Genomic DNA, 18,910 nt, shown 5'->3' with positions numbered 1-18,910 from the left:
TTTCACTTACTTAGTCCAATTATAACAGAGTCACCTGTTTCACCAGTTGGACCGGTTGGACCTGTAGCTCCGGTGAGACCTGTAGATCCGGTGGGACCAGTTGGACCGGTTTCTCCTGTTTCACCAGTCGGGCCGGTTGCTCCTATCGCTCCTGTGGGTCCGGTGGCTCCTGTTGGACCTGTAGCTCCCGTTGGGCCGGTCGGTCCGGTAGCTCCGGTGAGGCCTGTAGCTCCGGTGGGACCAGTTGGACCTGTTTCTCCTGTTTCACCAGTCGGGCCGGTTGCTCCTATCGCTCCTGTGGGTCCGGTGGCTCCTGTTGGACCTGTAGCTCCCGTTGGGCCGGTCGGTCCGGTAGCTCCGGTGAGGCCTGTAGCTCCGGTGGGACCAGTTGGACCTGTTTCTCCTGTTTCACCAGTCGGGCCGGTATCTCCGGTTGGACCTATGGGACCTGTAGCTCCCGTTGCTCCTATTGTCCCCGTTGGACCGGTATCTCCAGTTGCTCCCGTTGAGCCGGTTGGTCCTATTGCTCCTGTTTCACCAGTTGGTCCGGTAGCTCCCGTCGGTCCCGTGGCTCCTATTGCTCCTGTTGGGCCGGTATCTCCTGTTGAACCCGTGGGACCGGTATCTCCGGTTGGTCCTGTCGGTCCGGTTGCTCCGGTTGGACCTGTAGCTCCTATTGCCCCCGTTGGTCCGGTTGCTCCTGTTTCGCCAGTTGGGCCGGTAGCTCCCGTCGGTCCTGTGGCTCCTATTACTCCTATTGGACCTGTTGGACCTGTTTCTCCGGTTTCTCCTGTCGGACCGGTTGGACCAGTGGCTCCTATCGCTCCCGTTGGTCCGGTCGGTCCTGTATCTCCTGTTTCACCCGTCGGACCGGTTGCTCCTATTGCTCCTGTTGGGCCTGTAGCTCCCGTCGGTCCTGTGGCTCCTATTACTCCTGTTGGTCCAGTCGGTCCTGTATCTCCTGTTTCACCAGTCGGACCGGTATCTCCTGTTGCTCCAGTTGGGCCGGTCGGACCGGTAGCTCCGGTTTCGCCCGTCGGTCCTGTGGCTCCTATTGCCCCCGTTGGTCCGGTTGCTCCTATTGCTCCAGTTGGACCGGTTGGGCCTGTAGCTCCTGTTGGACCGCTGGGACCAGTATCTCCAGTTGTTCCATTTGGACCGGTTGGACCTGTAGCTCCGGTTGGGCCGGTGGCTCCTATTGCTCCGGTTGGACCGGTAGCTCCTGTTTCGCCCGTGGGTCCGGTAGCTCCTGTTTCACCCGTCGGTCCTGTGGCTCCTATTACTCCTGTCGGTCCGGTAGCTCCGGTTTCGCCCGTCGGTCCGGTGGCTCCTATTGCTCCTGTTGGGCCAGTCGGGCCGGTATCTCCTGTTGGACCTATGGGACCTGTAGCTCCCGTTGCTCCTATTGCCCCCGTTGGACCGGTATCTCCGATTTCACCGGTTGGACCAGTGGCTCCTATCGCTCCCGTTGGTCCGGTCGGTCCTGTATCTCCTGTTTCACCCGTCGGTCCGGTGGCTCCTATTGCTCCTGTTGGGCCTGTAGCTCCGGTAGCTCCTGTTTCGCCCGTCGGTCCTGTGGCTCCAATTGCTCCCGTTGGGCCGGTATCTCCTGTCGGACCTGTGGGACCTGTAGCTCCCGTTGCTCCTATCGCTCCCGTTGGGCCGATCGGTCCTGTATCTCCTGTTTCTCCTGTTGGGCCGGTATCTCCTGTTGAACCCGTGGGACCAGTTGGACCTGTTTCACCAGTCGGGCCGGTTGGTCCTGTATCTCCTGTTTCACCAGTTGGTCCTGTAGCTCCCGTCGGTCCTGTATCTCCTGTTTCACCAGTCGGACCAGTAGCTCCGGTAGTTCCGGTTGGGCCGGTGGGACCGGTAGCTCCTATTACTCCTGTTGGCCCAGTCGGACCGGTATCTCCTGTTGCTCCTGTTTCGCCTGTCGGTCCTGTGGCTCCTGTTTCACCAGTCGGGCCGGTTGCTCCTATTGCTCCTGTTGGACCTGTGGGACCTGTAGCTCCCGTTGCTCCTATTGCCCCCGTTGGACCGGTATCTCCGATTTCACCAGTTGGGCCGGTAGCTCCCGTCGGGCCGGTTGCTCCTATTGCTCCTGTTGGTCCGGTATCTCCTGTTGAACCAGTTGGACCTGTGGCTCCTATTACTCCCGTTGGACCGGTTGGACCTGTAGCTCCAGTTGGACCTGTGGCTCCTATCGGACCGGTTGGTCCGGTTTCTCCTGTTGGACCTGTGGCTCCTATTGCTCCTGTTGGTCCGGTTTCTCCTGTTTCACCAGTTGGGCCGGTAGCTCCAGTCGGTCCCGTAGCTCCTATTGCTCCCGTTGGGCCTGTCGGTCCTGTGGCTCCTATCGCTCCCGTTGGACCGGTTGGGCCGGTAGCTCCCGTTGGACCGATCGGTCCTGTAGCTCCTGTTGCTCCCGTTGGTCCTGTGGCTCCTATGACTCCCGTTGGACCGGTTGGGCCGGTTGCTCCCGTCGGTCCTGTAGCTCCGGTGGTCCCTATTGCTCCTGTTGCTCCCGTCGGTCCTGTAGCTCCGGTGGGACCGGTGGCTCCTATTGCCCCTGTTGGACCTGTAGCTCCTGTTGGACCTGTGGGACCGGTAGCTCCCGTTGGACCTGTTGCTCCAGTTGGGCCGGTAGCTCCTGTGGCTCCTATTGCTCCCGTTGAACCGGTAGGACCTGTTGCTCCAGTTGGGCCGGTCGGTCCTGTGGCTCCTATTGCTCCAGTTGGACCAGTAGCTCCGGCTGGACCGGTAGCTCCAGTTGGGCCGGTTGGTCCTGTGGCTCCTGTTGGACCTGTTACTCCTGTTGGACCGGTAGCTCCTGTTGGACCAGTAACTCCTATTGGACCGGTAGCTCCTGTTGGGCCTGTAGCTCCTACTGCTCCTGTTGGTCCTGTGGCTCCTGTGGGACCGGTGGCTCCAGTTGGACCGGTGGGACCCGTAGCCCCGGTTGGACCTGTTACCCCGGTTGAACTATCATCTTCTACGACTACTAAGGTTGCATTCAAAGGAGCTAATGAAGAATAAGTAACCGTGCCCGTACTGCTGTTTATTAATGCAACCGTCACTGGTGCACTAACTACTTCAATAATACCAAAGCCTACTACCTCTCCTGTTTTTATTGGAGAAACCCCTTCTAAAAGATCTCCTTTTGAAGAACTTAATGCAAACGCTGTACCGTTAGCAGACAAGGAGGTCTGGGTAGCTACCCACCAGTTAATCACATATCTGCCAGCTTCATTAAAGGTTATTATGCCTGTACTATTATTGTAACTTATATTTCCTGTGGAATAAATAATGGAATCAAAAATCACATTCGCTCCTACTGCTACAGAACCTGCAATAGTGCGTTCTATTTGTAGAGCAATATTACTCATACTAAATCCTCCTTCACTATAGGTGAAAATACTATCAACAATATTCTTACTGATAAGTAATAATCAGTAAGAATATTGTTTCCTGCGTTATAAAAACTCAAAATAACTAGGTTCGTTATATAGTATGAAGATTCACTTTTTGTGTTAAGATTCCATTGATATCTTTATTATTTTTTACAATCAAGTAGAAGGGAGCTTCAAGTATGTTTCCATACAATACCCCCGCTTTTAGCCATTGTCCTATCAGCTTCAGTATCCGTCTGTCCGATATCATTTGTTCCACCAGTTTCATCAATTTTTCCTGATTGACATTGTCAGAGAAGAAGGAATGGATGTCGGTATTTACAACGTAATAGCTTTTGTTATTACATGCTTTTTTAACTACTTCAAGCGCCTGTTTCACACTGCGGTTCGGTCTGAAACCATAGGTGCTGTCTTTAAAGTCCACATCGAATACGGGCTCTATTCAGACTTTCATAGCCATTTGCTCAATCCTATCTCTTATCGTAGGTATTACTAACGGTCTCCATTTTCCATCCGGCTTAGGTAACATAACTCTTTACACCGGACTTTGAACATATCTGCCACCTAGAATTTCTTTCTGAATTTCTCTTAAGTATTTTTCCACTCCGATAGCTTTGATGTCTTCAATTCGAATTCCATGGACACCATTTGAACCTTGCTTTTCCTTTACTCTTCTCCAGTTCCAAAAAGCACATCCTCATGATATACCTTATAGTAGAGGGCATGGAATCGTCTTGTACTACAACACTTCTTGGCTGTCTTCTTTAATTCATAGAGGCAAAATCAGCTATTTCCAGACTGTCCCTTTCCTTTAGTCTTTAGTGACCAGCCTTATTCTGGATATTACTAGCGCTGATCACTAATGGTAGCGCTACTATTATTAGCAGCTAATTCAGTTAATGGGTCATATGGGGGACCAGTGATCGTTCCAACTAACAGGGCAATATCCACCGCATTCTCTGGAATTCCCCAAGAGTTACCGGAGAAGACGAATATTGATCGATCAACCACATATCCCCGTGTATTATAACAAACATTATCTACAATATACCCGGTGGAATTAGGATTAAGATAGGCAGGCTGCCGCAATGAATAGAAAATGTTATTCTGGACAATTAAGTTAGTAGCACTGCTCTGGGTTAAAAAGCCTCGATTAACAACCCAACCAGTAGAAGGTCCCGCCTGGGGAGGACCATAGATTACATTATCCACAAGCTTATGATTAGGGCCAGCTAATTGAATAAATTCCACTGCATAGGGTAAATCACTGGTAATTGTAAGACCCTCTAGAGTGATTCCATTAGTCGTAACGAGGAAGGCAATGACAGCCGCCTGAAGTATAATCAAAGTACTAGGTGAGCCCTTTAATGTCACACCTGCCTTATTAACGGGGATGGTTGCTGTTATCATGTAGGTGCCTCCCAATATATGAACTACTCCAGTTGATGAAACAGCTAATACCCCCGCCGCAATGGTTCCAAAAGGATTTGCTTGAGTTCCATTACCTCCAACAGCTCCTGCTTGAACGTATACCTCAAAGGGGTTAGGTTGAACAGTACCGGTAGGTCCAGTTGGTCCCGTAGCTCCAGTCGGACCAGTTAGTCCTGTTGGGCCTGTTGGACCTGTTGGACCTGTTGGGCCTGTTGAGCCTGTTGGGCCTGTTGGGCCTGTTGGACCGGTCGGACCAATTGGACCAGTTGGTCCTGATGAGCCTGTTGGTCCTCCTCCTGGACCGGTTGGTCCGGTCGGGCCTGTTGGGCCTGTTGGACCGCCTTCTGGACCGGTTGGTCCGGTCGGGCCTGTAGCTCCTGTATCTCCCATTGTTCCCATTGGACCTGTGGCTCCTGTGACTCCTATTGCTCCCGTTGGGCCTGTAGCTCCTGTTGGGCCGGTAGCTCCTATTGCTCCTGTTGGACCTGTAGCTCCTGTGGCTCCCGTTGGGCCTGTGATCCCTACTGCTCCCGTTGGACCTGTAGCTCCTATTGCTCCTGTTGGACCGGTAGCTCCTATTGCCCCTGTTGGGCCGGTAGCTCCTACTGCTCCCGTTGGGCCTGTAGCTCCTACTGCTCCCGTTGGACCGGTAGCTCCTGTGGCTCCCGTTGGACCGGTAGCTCCTGTGGCTCCCGTTGGGCCGGTAGCTCCTATTGCCCCTGTTGGGCCGGTAGCTCCTACTGCTCCCGTTGGGCCGGTGGCTCCTGTTGGGCCTGTGGCTCCTATTGCTCCCGTTGGGCCGGTAGCTCCTACTGCTCCCGTTGGGCCGGTGGCTCCTATTGCCCCTGTTGGGCCGGTAGCTCCTACTGCTCCCGTTGGACCGGTAGCTCCTGTGGCTCCCGTTGGACCGGTTGCTCCTACTGCTCCCGTTGGACCGGTAGCTCCTGTGGCTCCCGTTGGGCCGGTAGCTCCTGTGGCTCCTGTTGGACCGGTAGCTCCTGTGGCTCCCGTTGGGCCGGTTGCTCCTACTGCTCCCGTTGGGCCGGTGGCTCCTGTGGCTCCTGTTGGACCGGTGGCTCCTATTGCTCCTGTTGGGCCGGTGGCTCCTATTGCTCCTGTTGGACCGGTGGCTCCCGTTGGACCGGTAGCTCCTACTGCTCCCGTTGGGCCTGTAGCTCCTATGGCTCCTGTTGGACCGGTGGCTCCTATTGCTCCTGTTGGACCGGTAGCTCCGGTGGCTCCCGTTGGGCCTGTAGCTCCTATGGCCCCTGTTGGGCCGGTAGCTCCTACTGCTCCTGTTGGGCCGGTGGCTCCTATTGCTCCCGTTGGGCCGGTAGCTCCTATTGCCCCTGTTGGGCCGGTGGCTCCGGTGGCTCCCGTTGGGCCGGTAGCTCCTACTGCTCCCGTTGGGCCGGTGGCTCCTGCGGCTCCTGTTGGGCCGGTGGCTCCTATTGCTCCTGTTGGACCGGTGGCTCCAATTGCTCCTGTTGGACCGGTGGCTCCCGTTGGGCCTGTGGCTCCCGTTGGGCCGGTGGCTCCTGTTGGGCCGGTGACTCCCGTTGGACCGGTGGCTCCCGTTGGGCCTGTGGCTCCCGTCGGTCCATTAGCTCCCGTCGGACCTGTTGGTCCTGTTACCCCTGTTGAACTATCATCTTCTACAACTACTAAGGTTGCTTTCAGTGGAACAATTGAGGAATAAATAACCGCATCCGTACTACTGTTTATTAATGAGACTGTCACTGGTGTACTGACGACTTCAATAATACCAAAACCTACCACCTCTCCTGTCTTTATTGGTGAAACTCCTTCTAGAAGATCGCCTTGGGAAGTGCTTAATGCAAACACTGTACCGTTGACAGACAACGATGTCTGGGTAGCCACCCACCAATTTATCACATATCTTCCAGCTTCATTAAAGGTTATTATGCCTGTACTATTATTGTAACTTATATTTCCTGTTGAATAAATAATGGAATCAAAAATTACATTTGCTCCTACTGCTACAGAACCTGCAGTGGTGCGTTCTATTTGTAGAGCAATATCGCTTATATCAATTCCTCCTTCACCGCAAGTGAAAACTCTAATAACAATAACTTACTGATATGTAATAATCAGTAATTCTATAGTTTTCCTGCATTATAAAGTCCCAAAATAACTCGATTCTTCATATAACATAAAATCCTAAAATAACTTGGTTCTTTATATAATATGAAGAATCACTTTTTGTGTTAAGATTCCATTGTTACTGAATTTTTTTTATATATTATTATACAAAGCGGGTAAATTCCCCTGAATTTATAATTCATACTAAATTCCAAATCTCTATGAATTTTTCTTCTTACTTTAGTTATTCTTTGTATTGACAAAGTAGAAGTCTACTTATATAATAATAAATAGAAATCTACCTATCCTGAAAGGAGTGAATAGCATGGATCCCCATCGTCTCCCACCTCACGATTTTTATATTAAGAACATTGCTCATGTGTTACGCTATAAAAATGACCAACGATTGGCGGCATACGATATTACCGAGCCTCAAGTACGTCTTTTGGGTCACATTGATGGAGCGCTTAAATCTGAACAAGAAATCAACCGCAGATATCTAAGCAAAGCCATGCAAATCTCTGGTCCATCCGTGACAAGCTTACTCAACAGCCTTGAGAGAAATGGATTTATTATACGCCGCTCAGGTAATGAAGATGGCAGGACGATATTAATTGAACTTACTGAAAAGTCCCAAAAACTTTTAACTGAAATGTCTGGTATTCTTAATGAAATAACCGATGAATTGCTATCTGGATTTTCCGAGGAAGAAAAATCTATTTATTTGGATTTTCTAAAACGGACATATGAAAATTTAGGAGTAAATTCGCACATATAAACATTTCTTTATTTTATAGAAATAGGTAGAATTATACTTAATTGTTCTGACCTAATTCTATAAAATAAAATAACAGAAGGAAAATAGGTAGAAATCAACTTATATTTTATGGAGGTGTTCCACATGGAAAACGAAAAAAAAGACGCAATGTACTATCTTGAAAAAGCACCTGTGCCAAAAGCTATCGCACATATGGCTATTCCTATGATTTTAGGTATGGTTGTCAATATGATTTACAATATTACGGATGCATATTTTATTGGGAGGCTGAACAGCACACCCATGTTAGCATCAATCACCCTTGCTTTGCCGTTTACAACTATTCTCATGGCACTTGGAGAATTATTTGGTACCGGCGGCAGCACATATATTTCAAGATTATTAGGAGAAAAAAAATTAGATTATGTGAAAAAAGCTTCGTCTGTAACCTTGTATCTATCATTGATTTCCGGTTTTTTGTTTATGCTGCTTTGTCTTCCCTTCTTATCCCCTATCTTAAAACTGTTGGGGGCTACGGGAGAAACGCTATTTCATACTCGTTCTTATATTATTGCCTATACAATCGGAAGTCCGTTTGTAGTGGCCAATTTTACGCTCGCCCAAATGGTTAGGAGCGAAGGTGCATCCACCGAATCTATGATTGGAATGATTATCAGCGTTCTTGTGAATATCGTTCTTGACCCAGTATTTATTTTTCTCTTTCACATGAATGTTATGGGTGCTTCGGTTGCCACTGTAATAGGTAATGTCTGTGCCGTTGCTTACTATATTTACTATCTGGAGAAAAAAAGTGCAGCTCAAAGCGTTCGTATAAAACATTTTAAGCCAAATCGAGAAATTCTTATTAATATCTTTAAGATCGGTATATCTGCGCTTTTATTGTCTGGCTTTTTGATTGTTTCAAGTCTGATGTTTAACAATTATGCGGTCATATATGGTGACAATGTTGTTGCTGCATTTGGTGTAGCAAATCGTGTGTGTCAAATATCAGATTTTATCGGCATGGGGTTATACATGGGTGTGGTTCCGCTGATTGCATTTTCCTATGCCTCCAACAATACTGAACGTCTCAATAAAGTGTTGAAAACAACTGTATTTTATCTGGTTACTATTATATCTGTGATTGCTGCTGTTTTGTTTGTGTTCCGTACACAAGTCCTTGAACTGTTTAGCTCAGACGAATCCGTGATAAAAGTCGGTGTTACCATCCTTTCAGCTTTATTGCTTTCCACCTTATTTGCAGGTATATCGGGGCTTTTAACCAGTATGTTTCAAGCGTTCGGGAAAGGTCTTCAATCTACGGTAATGTCAGTATCCAGAGGAATTGCACTTATTCCTATCATCATTATTGGAAACAGTTTGTTTCAGTTAAACGGTGTGATCTGGTCAATGACTGCTTCTGAACTGTGTGCCTGTTTGATGGGTCTGCTCCTGTGGTTTGGCTCTAAAAAAGGAATTATGGAGGTTAACCCGAAAGAACGTATGGCATTTGATCCAGCCGATATGTAAATAGTTCCTGTACCAGTATCCCCCATGTTTAATGAGGGGTACTGGTGTACAAACATGGATGGAATCTGTTATGAGAGGGATTGCCACCTAACAGTTTTCCGCAAATTTATCCTTCCTTTGATATAGCTTCAATGCGATGGGCTAACATATCAACTGCAATGTCATTTAGACCGCCCCGAGGTATAATGATATCAGCATAATTCTTATATGGTTCCACATACAGTTCGTGCATAGGTTTTACTGTATTGGTATATTGCGCTATAACAGACTCCAAACTTCTTCCCCGTTCATTAACATCCCGGATGATTCGTCTGATCAGTCTCTCATCCGCATCGGTATCAACGAATACTTTTATATCCATAAGGTCTCTGAGTTCTTTATTTTCAAATATCATAAAGCCATCGATAATTATTACTTTCGCCGGATTTACCCTTACGGTCTCCGCTAAACGTGTATTTTCAATATAGGAATATACCGGTCTGTCAATGGGGATTGCTTTTTTCAATTTTTTAATATCCTCAATCAATAGCTCAGTATCAAAAGCATCAGGATGGTCATAATTTATTTTTGTTCTCTCTAAGGGGGACAGTTCTGTAAAGGGTTTATAATAGTAATCGTGGCTGATTAATTCAACCCTATCCTCACAAATTTCCTTTAATCGATTGACAACGGTTGTCTTTCCTGAAGCTGACCCACCTGCGACCCCAATAACCACTATGTTCTTCATGTATTCCTCCAAAATATTTGTAATCTTGTGCAGTTACATATTCTTATTACTTTATACCATTAAAAAACTATACTCCGATTACCTCCCCACACTGTCAAATACAGACGGTATAAAAGCTGGATCATCTGAGATTGCATCAGTTTGGTTTTAGTCAATTAAAATTGATAACATTTCCCGGATAAGGGACTCACTTTTTCCTTTTCCTATATACCCTACTCTATAAGGTGTCCCGTCTATTATTATTTTTGGGGTATCGGTTAACTGGATTTCATGTTTGTGACCTTTTATAACAATCGTATCGTCAAAACTGCCAACAAAGGTATCTTTCGTAAAAGTATCAATAGTCAAATGACAATAATAGTTTTCAAGCAGGTTGTAAATGGATTTATAATCTTCTGAACTGCTGCTGATATTATAATTTTTGAATTTCATCTCCATATTAACAGGAGTTTCTGATCCTTTCAAATAGACAATTTGTAAAGATGTTTCTCCTTTATTGTCCACAAGACTGCTTATTTTAACAGGCTTGTAATAAACTGTAACTATGATAATCATAATTACAGCAACAAGAATTAATAATACTCTTTTTCTATATGTCATATCATTCATCCCTTATATATCTAGTCAGCAGATTGTACAAAGTATAATAAAAAATATATATTTTATTATATCATAAATCTCATGAATAGCTACCTTTTAAATCTACCAACTCTTACTAAAATTATTAACCTCTTTGGGATCTCTTTTGCCTCACAGCCCTGAGCTTACAACTTTTTACCTGACTGTTAATATAATAATAAAACACCCTTTAAAGCAGTATCAAGCCGTCATTAACTATTTTTAATCCTGCTTGATTAAAATAGTAAAACAGGCCTGCAAAGTATTTTTGAGGAAGGAGTAACAGGATGATTAAAGGAATCAGAAAAGAAGCATACGCCTGCGAAGCTTACGCAGCAGGCAGAAGTATGGAGGAGGTTATGGAGGACTATGGGTTGACCCGGGTAATTAAATTAAGTTCGAATGAGAATCCATATGCCCCTTATGAAATTTCCAGGGATGCCATGCATTCCGAAATTTCCAGAATAAATATATATCCGGAAAAAAATTATAGACGACTGAAAAAACTTCTGGGTGAGAAATTCGGTATCGGTACGGATTACATCAGTCTTGGTCATGGAGCGGGAAATGTATTGGAGGAAATCGCTAAGACTTTTCTGGAGGAAGGGGATGAAGTGATTGTACCAAAGCAATCATACCGGTTATACCGGGAGATTTCAAAAATAATGGGAGCAAGGGTTGTGGAATTATCCTTAGATGAAGCTTATTCCATTAACCTAGATGATTATAGCGCCGCCATTACTCCAAAGACCAAATTGATATGGATCTGTAATCCTAATAATCCCACCGGTACGTGTATACCCAAAGAAGACTTTAAGAATTTAGTTGACGCTTTATCAGAACATACCTGGATGGTAGTTGATGAAGCATATGCAGAGTTTATGGCAGCAGAAGAACGACCAGATTTTATAGAATATATTAAGAATAAGAAGAATGTAATTATTGTAAGAACCTTTTCAAAGTATTATGGACTTGCCGGTGCAAGAATCGGTTATATAATTGCTGATCCGGAAGTGATAGCCATGTATGATACCGTAAGTGAACCCTTCAATGCCAACCGCATTGCACTTGCCGGTGCCGTGGCACTAATTGAACACGAAGCTAAGACCTGCAAAAAGTATGGAGATATTTTGATTCATGACCGGGATCTGTTATATACTGAACTGCAAGCTATGGACCTTAGCCCTATCAGATCCAGCGGAAATTTTATTTTCTTTGGCACACCATATCCTGCGGCAAAGGTCAGCGAGCAGCTATTATATCGTGGTATCCTTGTCAGGCCCTGCAATGGATGGGGATACAATTATCACCTTCGGGTCACTGTCGGGACGACAGAACAGAATAAGATTTTCTTAACCGAATTGAGATCCGTTTTGGATTTTTTGGCAGAGTTGCTTTAAAATAAATATCCTCCTATGTTTCTGTTTGCAGCTTCGTCAACCACTCAAAAAGCATAGGAGGAATTTTATATATAAATAAATAAATTACTCAAATTTAGTATAACTCAAACTCGTAAATCCTTGCCGCTATGTTACTGGTGGAAGTTTGGGGATTTGTAATGTAAAGTCTTACATATCTCGCTGTAAAAGCCGTAACAGTACGATCCGTTATGTTAGCTGTATTACCGGTAACCGCATCCACATCTGTCCAGCTGTTTCCATCCGTACTCTTTTGCAGTTTAAAATCCCTCGTATTAAAACCAGTGGTTTCTCCCCCTTCTCCTGCATGTTTTACAATCCATCGTTTGATTGTACAGGCTGAACCTAAGTCGACTATAAGCCACTGTGTCCCAATGTTAGACGTGGAACACCATTTGGAATTGCCAGTAACGGTTCCATCCACTGCTTTTTGTGGTGTCTCTCCGGTTACATATTGATTTGCCGTTGCGGTTTTATTCAAAGCATAATTACCAGGAATCGGAGTAGGTGTAGGTGTTGCCGGTCCAAAGGCATTCTGAATGGCTGACGCATAACTTGCCGTACTTAAGCCATTATTCCGGATATCATCATAAAGCCAGATAAACCCGCCTGCAATACCATAAGAATTATTCCAGCTAGCTAACTGGGACTGTACTTGTGCCGGAGTTTTACCGTAGGATGGTTTTCCTGTATTGGTACACCATAAGCCCGGTATCACAGACATTCCTAAATTAGTTGCCCAGGTTCCCGGATTATTTCCTGCACCTCCGTCATAACACTGTAGATAGATCCGGTCAACGGCACCGGGTTTAAAGGAATCCAGTCCCGACTTAACTGCTTTCCAATATGTCGTATTGGTATACGGGCATAAGGTAATATAGGAGTAGCCCATATTAAGACACATTTTGCAGAAATTTATGGTGGAGACACTGTCATATGTGTCTTCTGTATCCAGATTTATGGCATCGGCACCCGTAGCACTCTTAAGTGCCAGCATATTTTTATATAGATTGGTATCCGATCCCGGAATACCCTTTGAACATAGCGCTTTTATACTAGCAAAATCCGTTGTCCCACCTGCTCCCACGCTGATTTCCAGACGGTTTATGGATGTAGTGCCACTCTTATATGATAACCATTGATTCGACCAGGCAGACTGCCCTGTATATGCTCCGCCGGTACAAACCGTTTCGTCATTCATTTTGAGATTACCATTGGTATCAATGTGAAGTGACCACTGAATCAGAGTGTTAAACCCAGATGCTTTCAAATCATTTTGCGTACTGCTGACTAAGTAGGACGGACCTCCGCTGTAGATTGCAGATACCGGTATATCTGCTGCACTTGCGGAGTTTGCTGCATTGATTGTAAAGATTACAAAAATTGCTGTTAAAAACATGAGTAATAATTTTTTCATGACGTTTACCCCCTTATATTATTTAATTCGTAAATGGAAATAATTTTATACCAGACAGATTCGGTTAAAGTTGTCCATTTGATTTTATGTTATAAGTAGAAGTTTAATGACAACAAAACCTGATAAACTATAAAGTAAATCAGGTTCCGTTATTAGTAATATAATTTAATTATATAATTGCTTCGGATTACTTAATCCGTCTTCTATCCTTTCGTTAATCAGCAGATTCCTGTCAGTTTTTTATGACAATTACAAAACCTTCCATTTTCATCTCCCTAATATTAATCCTCTAATAAAAACCAGGTATTCAGCTCGGTTTTTCCACGGTTTGCCCTTGCAAAATAGGGAATTAATTTGAAAGGAATACTCTGTTTTACTGCTTTTTTATCTGTATAAAGCTGATCTGATACCTCCCGAACAGTCGCAGAGGTAGTAATCATCGGAATCTCTGTATTACAGATTGTATCCTTTAGGACCGCATATTCTGCGTTCCTGGATATACGGGCATCCCTGAGTTCAAACTTATTATCCACACCTTCGGCGCAATAAACCAAAGGACCTCTGGTTACAGCGGCACGGCCGCACAGATGTATTACTTTTGGACTCGCTTCCAGAATCTTAATCTCCATTTCTAAGTTAAGACTTAACGTATCTCCTGATTTCCAGGTACGATTACAATATGCATAACCGTCTTTCACCGGAGCAGATGCTTCTTCGCCATTAACGGTTATGTCTGCTTTCTGAGCCCAGGCAGGAATTCTTAATGCCAGGGTATAATTTCCACCTGTCAGTGTTGTAATTTCGATTTGCCCCTCATAGGGATATTTTGTTTTCTGAACAAGACGAATGAGTTGTTTATCCTGAAGTTCTACCGTACCGGCGGCATCCATAAAGCAATGGGCATAGATTACATCCTCTGCCGTAGAATACATATAATCTGCAATGGAGCCTACCACCCGAAGGAGGTTTGGCGGGCAGCAGGAACATTCAAATACTTTAACGCGCTCCATAATCGGCAGGTGTTCCATTAGTCCCTGGGGTCTTGAATCGTTAAATTTATTGCGCTCAGGGTCGATTGCCAGGGGATTCTCATAAAAGAAACTGTCCCCGGAGAGGGAAACTCCGCTCAGTACGGTATTATATAAGGCTCTTTCCGCACAATCCGCATACATATTGTTTGGCTCAATTAACCACATACGTCTGCAGAACATGGCAAGTGCAATAGAGGCACAGGTCTCATTATAAGCAGTATAATCCGGTAAATCATAATCAAAGGTAAAGGATTCCCCTCGGTTTGTTGAACCGATTCCTCCGGTAATATACATTCGCTTATTTACAATGTTAAAAAAGAGTTCCCTGCAAACCTTATAGAGTTCTGTATCTTTATTGATTAGGGCTAAATCAGCCATACCACTGTAAAGATATAAGGCGCGTACCGAATGACCCTCCGCGGTAACTTGTTTTCTTACCGGAAGGTGGGACTGCATATGTGCCTGGTCGGTAAAACTATACGTTTCGTCCCTGTCGCTGGTCCCTCTGGTATTGATAAAATACTCTGCCAGCAGTTTATATCGTTCTTCTTTGGTATAATCATATAGTTTCATTAAGGCAAGCTCAATTTCTTCATGGCCCGGTGTATCAAATTTTGCTGAATGGTCAATACGGAACACGTTATCTATCAGGTCAATGTATTTCATGGCCACACCCAGCAGTTCGGTCTTTCCGGTTGCTTTCGCATATGCAATTGCTCCTTCAACCAGATGACCCGCACAATAGAGTTCATGATCGGTCCTTCTTGTAAAACGAGCCTCCGGTTCTACTACTGTAAAGTAAGCATTTAAGTATCCGTTTTCCTCCTGGGTATTTACCATTCGTTCCACCAGTTCATCCACCCTGGCTTCTAAATCGGGATTCCTTTCTTTCTGCAGAAAATAAGCAGCACCCTCAATCCATTTGGTAACATCCGACTCCCAAAAAATATGTGGTTTGCCAGGCATACCTTCTTTCCAGTTAAATTTCAAGGCTTCAAACCGACCGGTTTCTTCAAAGCGGTCGTATACCGCATTGATTGTTACCCGTTTGAATAGCTCCTGTTTTTCTTTCCAAAACCCTTCCGTTATCTCAAGGTGATCAAACGCCGCCGGTTTACCGATAAATTTTTCCATTATTAACCTCCTGCTGCCAATTAAATGAATTACTGTTGTCAAAATCCTTGTCTAATTTATATTAAGCTTAAGCTTTCATTCCTGTCAATGAGATTCCTTCAATTAAATATCTTTGTCCAATGAGATAGATCAGGATACAAGGTGTTACTACTATGGTGGAGGCTGCCATTAACAGATTCCATTTTGTTGCATAATCTCCGTGGAATTGCAAAAGTCCTACGGCCAGAGTAAACTTTTCCTTGGTATTAAGATAGATAATCGGTCCAAAGAAATCATTCCAGTTTCCAAGGAACGTAAATAAAGCCACTACAATCATCGCTGACTTTGACAAAGGAAGAATAACCTGAAGAAAAATACGGAGTTTTCCTGCTCCATCGATCTCAGCCGCTTCATCCAAATCATTGGGAATCGCTAAAAAGAATTGTCTTAACAAGAATATATTAAAAGCACCGCCGCCTAAAAAGGCTGGTACTATCAACGGCACATAGGTATCCACCATATGTATATTTCTCCAGATTAAAAACTGGGGTACAATCGTTACGGCACCTGGCAACATCATAGTGGTTAAAATCATTGCAAAGCAGAACCCTCTGCCCTTCCACTTTATTCTTGAAAATGCGTAAGCGGCCATAGACGCAGTCAACAGGGTACCAAAAATATTTAAAACTGCTATTACGATAGTATTTATAGCATATCGGGTAAAAAGTGCGGATTTCCAGGCATCAACATAATTACTCCAAAGCATTTTCTTTGGCCAGAACACAAAGGGATCCATAACATAAATATCCGTATTCTTCATAAAGGAAGACCTTACCATCCAATAAAGCGGAATGACACAGACAAATGCCAGTATACCAATCAGCAGATAAAAAAAGATTCTCTTAATGTAATAAGGAGCAGATTTCTTTATAACCATTATTCAACTCCTCCTTCGTTATATACCCATTTATTTGAGGTCTTAAAGATAACCATGGTCGCCAATAATACCACCACAAACAAGATCCATGCCATTGCGGAGGCCTTTCCCATATCCATATATTTAAAAGCCTGGCGCCATAAATTAAAGACATAAAAGAGGGAGGAATTATTAGGACCTCCTTCCGTAATGATATAAGCTGCTCCAAATACCTGTAAAGCCCCGATGATACCCATTACCAGGTTAAAAAACAAAGTAGAAGATAACATAGGAAGCGTTACCCGAAAGAACTTATGCCATGCATTACCACCGTCAATTTCCAGCGCTTCATAATATACCCTTGGAATATTCTGAAGACCTGCTAAAAATATAACCTGAGTAGAACCGGTTCCCCATATCCCCATAAAAACGATGGAGGGAAGAACACTCCCCTTATCCCAGAAAAATTTGCTCTCCGGTAAATGCAGAAAATTCAGTACTATATTAAAAAATCCAAAATCCGGATTCATCAGTAAAATCCATACAAAACTTGATGCCACAGCAGGTAATATACAGGGCAGGTAAAACAAGGAACGGAAGAAAGCCCTTCCCACCATGTCACGATTGAGTAATAATGCTATCGCAAGAGCAAAAATTAAATTAGCTGGAACAGCCATAATAGCATATAATAAGGTTGCTTTCACCGACAGCCAAAAAGTAGCGTCTTTGCCGTCAAAAAGCGATATATAGTTATTGAAACCTGACCAAACCGGTTTACTGATTATATTATAGTCACAAAAGCTATAATAACCACTGAGCAGCATTGGTACCAGATTCAATAATAAAAATCCTAAAATTGCCGGAAATGCAAAAGCCCAGCCTATGATATTGGATTTCGTTTTTGCATTTATGAGTCTTTTTTCTTTGTCCAATTTACCAATATCCTCCTTCTTGCTTTATGGAAAAGGCTGCCGCGGCGGCAGCCTCCCCAATATTAGATTATTCTTTATCCGGAATGAAGCAATTATTTTCCCAGATAACCCTTAACTTCCGCATTTGCCTGGTCTTTCACAGCGGCAATTGCATCTCTGGCATTCATTTCTCCGGCCCATAATTCATCAAGGGCAGGACTTATAATATCGTTTATTTTGTTAAAATTCTTCACGGTCGCTACAACCGGTCTTTGTGCGGTACCATCCATCATAGGAACAACAATTGATTCGTAATAGTTTTTTGGATGCTTATCTGTTATAAAAGATTTTATGTATTCATCGGTATATTCATCCGCAGTAGTTGGCAGCCATAAACCTGATTTATATAATGGATCGCATGAGCCCTTAGAAAGTAAGAATTTTTCAAATTCCCAGGCTGCATCTGCTTTATCCGTATTCAAAATACTGATACCGCTATAAGTCATCGTAGTTTTAGCCTGATCACCCATCTTTGGAAGTGCGGCTACATTGTAGGCTACCCCGTCTGCCATCAGCGTTGCATTTGTCCATTGACCGTCAAAAGTCATCGCTACTTTATTGGTAGAAAGTGCTTCGGAAAGTCCCGGCATAGTTTCACTGGCGGTTGGTGTTGGTGCAACATGATACACGTAGGTCAAGTCTGCTAATTTCTGCAGGACATCAATTCCTTGTTCAGAGGCATATCCGATTTCGGTACCCTCTGCATTCAGATAATCTCCGCCTTCTGAATATAGGAACGGCATATAGCCAGCCCACCACTTACTGATTGTTACACCGTAAGTTTTAATGTTTTCCGGGTCAAAATTCGGGTCAAGGGCATTTTTCCCATTCTTATCAATTGTTAACCTTTGTGCGACATTTACAAAGGTATCCCAATCCCACGCATCTTTATAGCTGGCTGGCGGCTCTTCTACTCCATACTGCTTAAATAAAGCCGGGTTATAAAACATTGTTATATTTTCCGAACCAGAGGCATATCCCGCCATATAATCACTGTTTAGCATATATTTAAACTGGTCCAGCATACAGTTCTTATCAAAATTCGGATCTTTATCTATAAAATCCTGCATATTTCGTATAATACCATCTTCTGCATAGGGAAACATCAAGGTTCCGGCTTCCATTTCACAGATTTCCGGTGCATCATTTCCGGCAACCATCGTTGTTATTTTGGTATCATATTCATCCGGGATGTTCATAACGGTTACATGGATTTTTGACTGTGATTTATTGAATTCATCCGCAATTTGTTCATAAACTGCCAATGTATCTCCGCCATCCCATTCGGTAAAGCGTATTTCAATAACCTCATCTTTTTCTCCCCCAGCTTCACTGCCTGTCTTAGAAGCGCTGTTATTCTTGCTGCCTGTATCCTCCGTTTTTCCTTGGCAGGCTGTAACACTAAGAACCATAATTAATACCAATACTACACTTACAAGTCGTTTTAATTTCATAAATTACTCCT

13 protein-coding genes are annotated in these 18,910 nt (G+C 44.3%); 3 read left to right on the top strand and 10 right to left on the bottom strand.

Going from position 1 to position 18,910, the window contains the following annotated elements; all coding sequences use genetic code 11:
• Positions 1–2: 2 nt before the first annotated feature.
• The 3 genes from QA584_RS08620 to QA584_RS08610 all read right to left on the bottom strand — a co-directional run bounded on the left by QA584_RS08620 (position 3) and on the right by QA584_RS08610 (position 6,740).
• Positions 3–3,389 (bottom strand): beta strand repeat-containing protein, encoded by a 3,387-nt coding sequence (locus tag QA584_RS08620; protein WP_278274113.1) that lies wholly within the window; start codon positions 3,387–3,389, stop codon positions 3–5.
• Positions 3,390–3,504: 115 nt separating this feature from the next.
• Positions 3,505–3,837, bottom strand: coding sequence for a reverse transcriptase domain-containing protein (locus QA584_RS08615; RefSeq protein ID WP_278274112.1), 333 nt, complete (start codon positions 3,835–3,837; stop codon positions 3,505–3,507).
• Positions 3,838–4,259: 422 nt separating this feature from the next.
• Positions 4,260–6,740: a hypothetical protein gene (locus tag QA584_RS08610; RefSeq protein WP_278274111.1), complete on the bottom strand. Its 2,481-nt coding sequence runs from the start codon at positions 6,738–6,740 to the stop codon at positions 4,260–4,262.
• 532 nt (positions 6,741–7,272) lie between these two features.
• On the opposite strand from QA584_RS08610, the gene QA584_RS08605 reads away from it, so the two are divergent.
• Together QA584_RS08605 and QA584_RS08600 are read left to right on the top strand one after the other, a co-directional pair.
• Positions 7,273–7,725 carry a MarR family winged helix-turn-helix transcriptional regulator gene (locus tag QA584_RS08605; protein ID WP_278274110.1) on the top strand — a complete coding sequence of 151 codons (453 nt, stop codon included), beginning with the start codon at positions 7,273–7,275 and terminating at the stop codon, positions 7,723–7,725.
• A 123-nt stretch (positions 7,726–7,848) separates the two neighbouring features.
• Entirely contained in the window at positions 7,849–9,234 is a 1,386-nt protein-coding gene (locus tag QA584_RS08600; protein WP_278274109.1) for an MATE family efflux transporter, read from the top strand.
• A gap of 106 nt (positions 9,235–9,340) precedes the next feature.
• On the opposite strand, the gene udk is transcribed toward QA584_RS08600, so the two are convergent.
• Together udk and QA584_RS08590 are read right to left on the bottom strand one after the other, a co-directional pair.
• On the bottom strand, positions 9,341–9,961 hold the full coding sequence (udk, locus tag QA584_RS08595) for a uridine kinase (RefSeq protein ID WP_278274108.1): 621 nt from the start codon (positions 9,959–9,961) through the stop codon (positions 9,341–9,343).
• Positions 9,962–10,108: 147 nt separating this feature from the next.
• The gene (locus QA584_RS08590) at positions 10,109–10,561 is read right to left on the bottom strand and encodes a hypothetical protein (protein WP_278274107.1); all 453 of its coding nucleotides are present in this window, start codon (positions 10,559–10,561) and stop codon (positions 10,109–10,111) included.
• A 305-nt stretch (positions 10,562–10,866) separates the two neighbouring features.
• Here QA584_RS08590 and hisC point away from each other — a divergent pair, with 305 nt between their 5' ends.
• A complete protein-coding gene (hisC, locus tag QA584_RS08585; protein WP_278274106.1) occupies positions 10,867–11,979 on the top strand; it encodes a histidinol-phosphate transaminase in 1,113 nt (370 codons plus the stop codon).
• 94 nt (positions 11,980–12,073) lie between these two features.
• Here the strand turns inward: hisC and QA584_RS08580 are convergent, their stop codons facing one another.
• From QA584_RS08580 to QA584_RS08560, 5 genes are all read right to left on the bottom strand, one after another.
• Complete coding sequence (locus QA584_RS08580; protein ID WP_278274105.1) at positions 12,074–13,414, bottom strand: discoidin domain-containing protein; 1,341 nt, start codon at positions 13,412–13,414, stop codon at positions 12,074–12,076.
• Between the two features lie 281 nt (positions 13,415–13,695).
• Entirely contained in the window at positions 13,696–15,579 is a 1,884-nt protein-coding gene (locus QA584_RS08575; RefSeq protein WP_278274104.1) for a glycoside hydrolase family 127 protein, read from the bottom strand.
• A gap of 67 nt (positions 15,580–15,646) precedes the next feature.
• Positions 15,647–16,495, bottom strand: coding sequence for a carbohydrate ABC transporter permease (locus QA584_RS08570; RefSeq protein ID WP_278274103.1), 849 nt, complete (start codon positions 16,493–16,495; stop codon positions 15,647–15,649).
• Positions 16,495–17,406, bottom strand: a complete 912-nt coding sequence (locus QA584_RS08565; protein ID WP_278274102.1) for a carbohydrate ABC transporter permease — start codon at positions 17,404–17,406, stop codon at positions 16,495–16,497. Before QA584_RS08565 ends, QA584_RS08570 begins: the two co-directional genes overlap by 1 nt.
• 92 nt (positions 17,407–17,498) lie before the next feature.
• A complete protein-coding gene (locus QA584_RS08560) occupies positions 17,499–18,899 on the bottom strand; it encodes an ABC transporter substrate-binding protein (RefSeq protein ID WP_278274101.1) in 1,401 nt (466 codons plus the stop codon).
• Between the last annotated feature and the right edge of the window lie 11 nt (positions 18,900–18,910).

This window comes from Anaerocolumna sp. AGMB13025 (genome assembly GCF_029689925.1).
Classification (GTDB): Bacteria; Bacillota; Clostridia; order Lachnospirales; family Lachnospiraceae; genus Anaerocolumna.
This window is presented reverse-complemented; position numbering and strand designations above follow the sequence as displayed.

What these genes read in the sequence shown, in the direction of transcription:
- QA584_RS08575 (WP_278274104.1), bottom strand. Translation starts at nt 15,579, where the DNA reads ATGGAAAAATTTATCGGTAAACCGGCGGCGTTTGATCACCTTGAGATA.
- QA584_RS08580 (WP_278274105.1), bottom strand. Translation starts at nt 13,414, where the DNA reads ATGAAAAAATTATTACTCATGTTTTTAACAGCAATTTTTGTAATCTTT.
- QA584_RS08570 (WP_278274103.1), bottom strand. Translation starts at nt 16,495, where the DNA reads ATGGTTATAAAGAAATCTGCTCCTTATTACATTAAGAGAATCTTTTTT.
- QA584_RS08590 (WP_278274107.1), bottom strand. Translation starts at nt 10,561, where the DNA reads ATGACATATAGAAAAAGAGTATTATTAATTCTTGTTGCTGTAATTATG.
- QA584_RS08560 (WP_278274101.1), bottom strand. Translation starts at nt 18,899, where the DNA reads ATGAAATTAAAACGACTTGTAAGTGTAGTATTGGTATTAATTATGGTT.
- QA584_RS08620 (WP_278274113.1), bottom strand. Translation starts at nt 3,389, where the DNA reads ATGAGTAATATTGCTCTACAAATAGAACGCACTATTGCAGGTTCTGTA.
- QA584_RS08600 (WP_278274109.1), top strand. Translation starts at nt 7,849, where the DNA reads ATGGAAAACGAAAAAAAAGACGCAATGTACTATCTTGAAAAAGCACCT.
- udk (WP_278274108.1), bottom strand. Translation starts at nt 9,961, where the DNA reads ATGAAGAACATAGTGGTTATTGGGGTCGCAGGTGGGTCAGCTTCAGGA.
- QA584_RS08605 (WP_278274110.1), top strand. Translation starts at nt 7,273, where the DNA reads ATGGATCCCCATCGTCTCCCACCTCACGATTTTTATATTAAGAACATT.
- hisC (WP_278274106.1), top strand. Translation starts at nt 10,867, where the DNA reads ATGATTAAAGGAATCAGAAAAGAAGCATACGCCTGCGAAGCTTACGCA.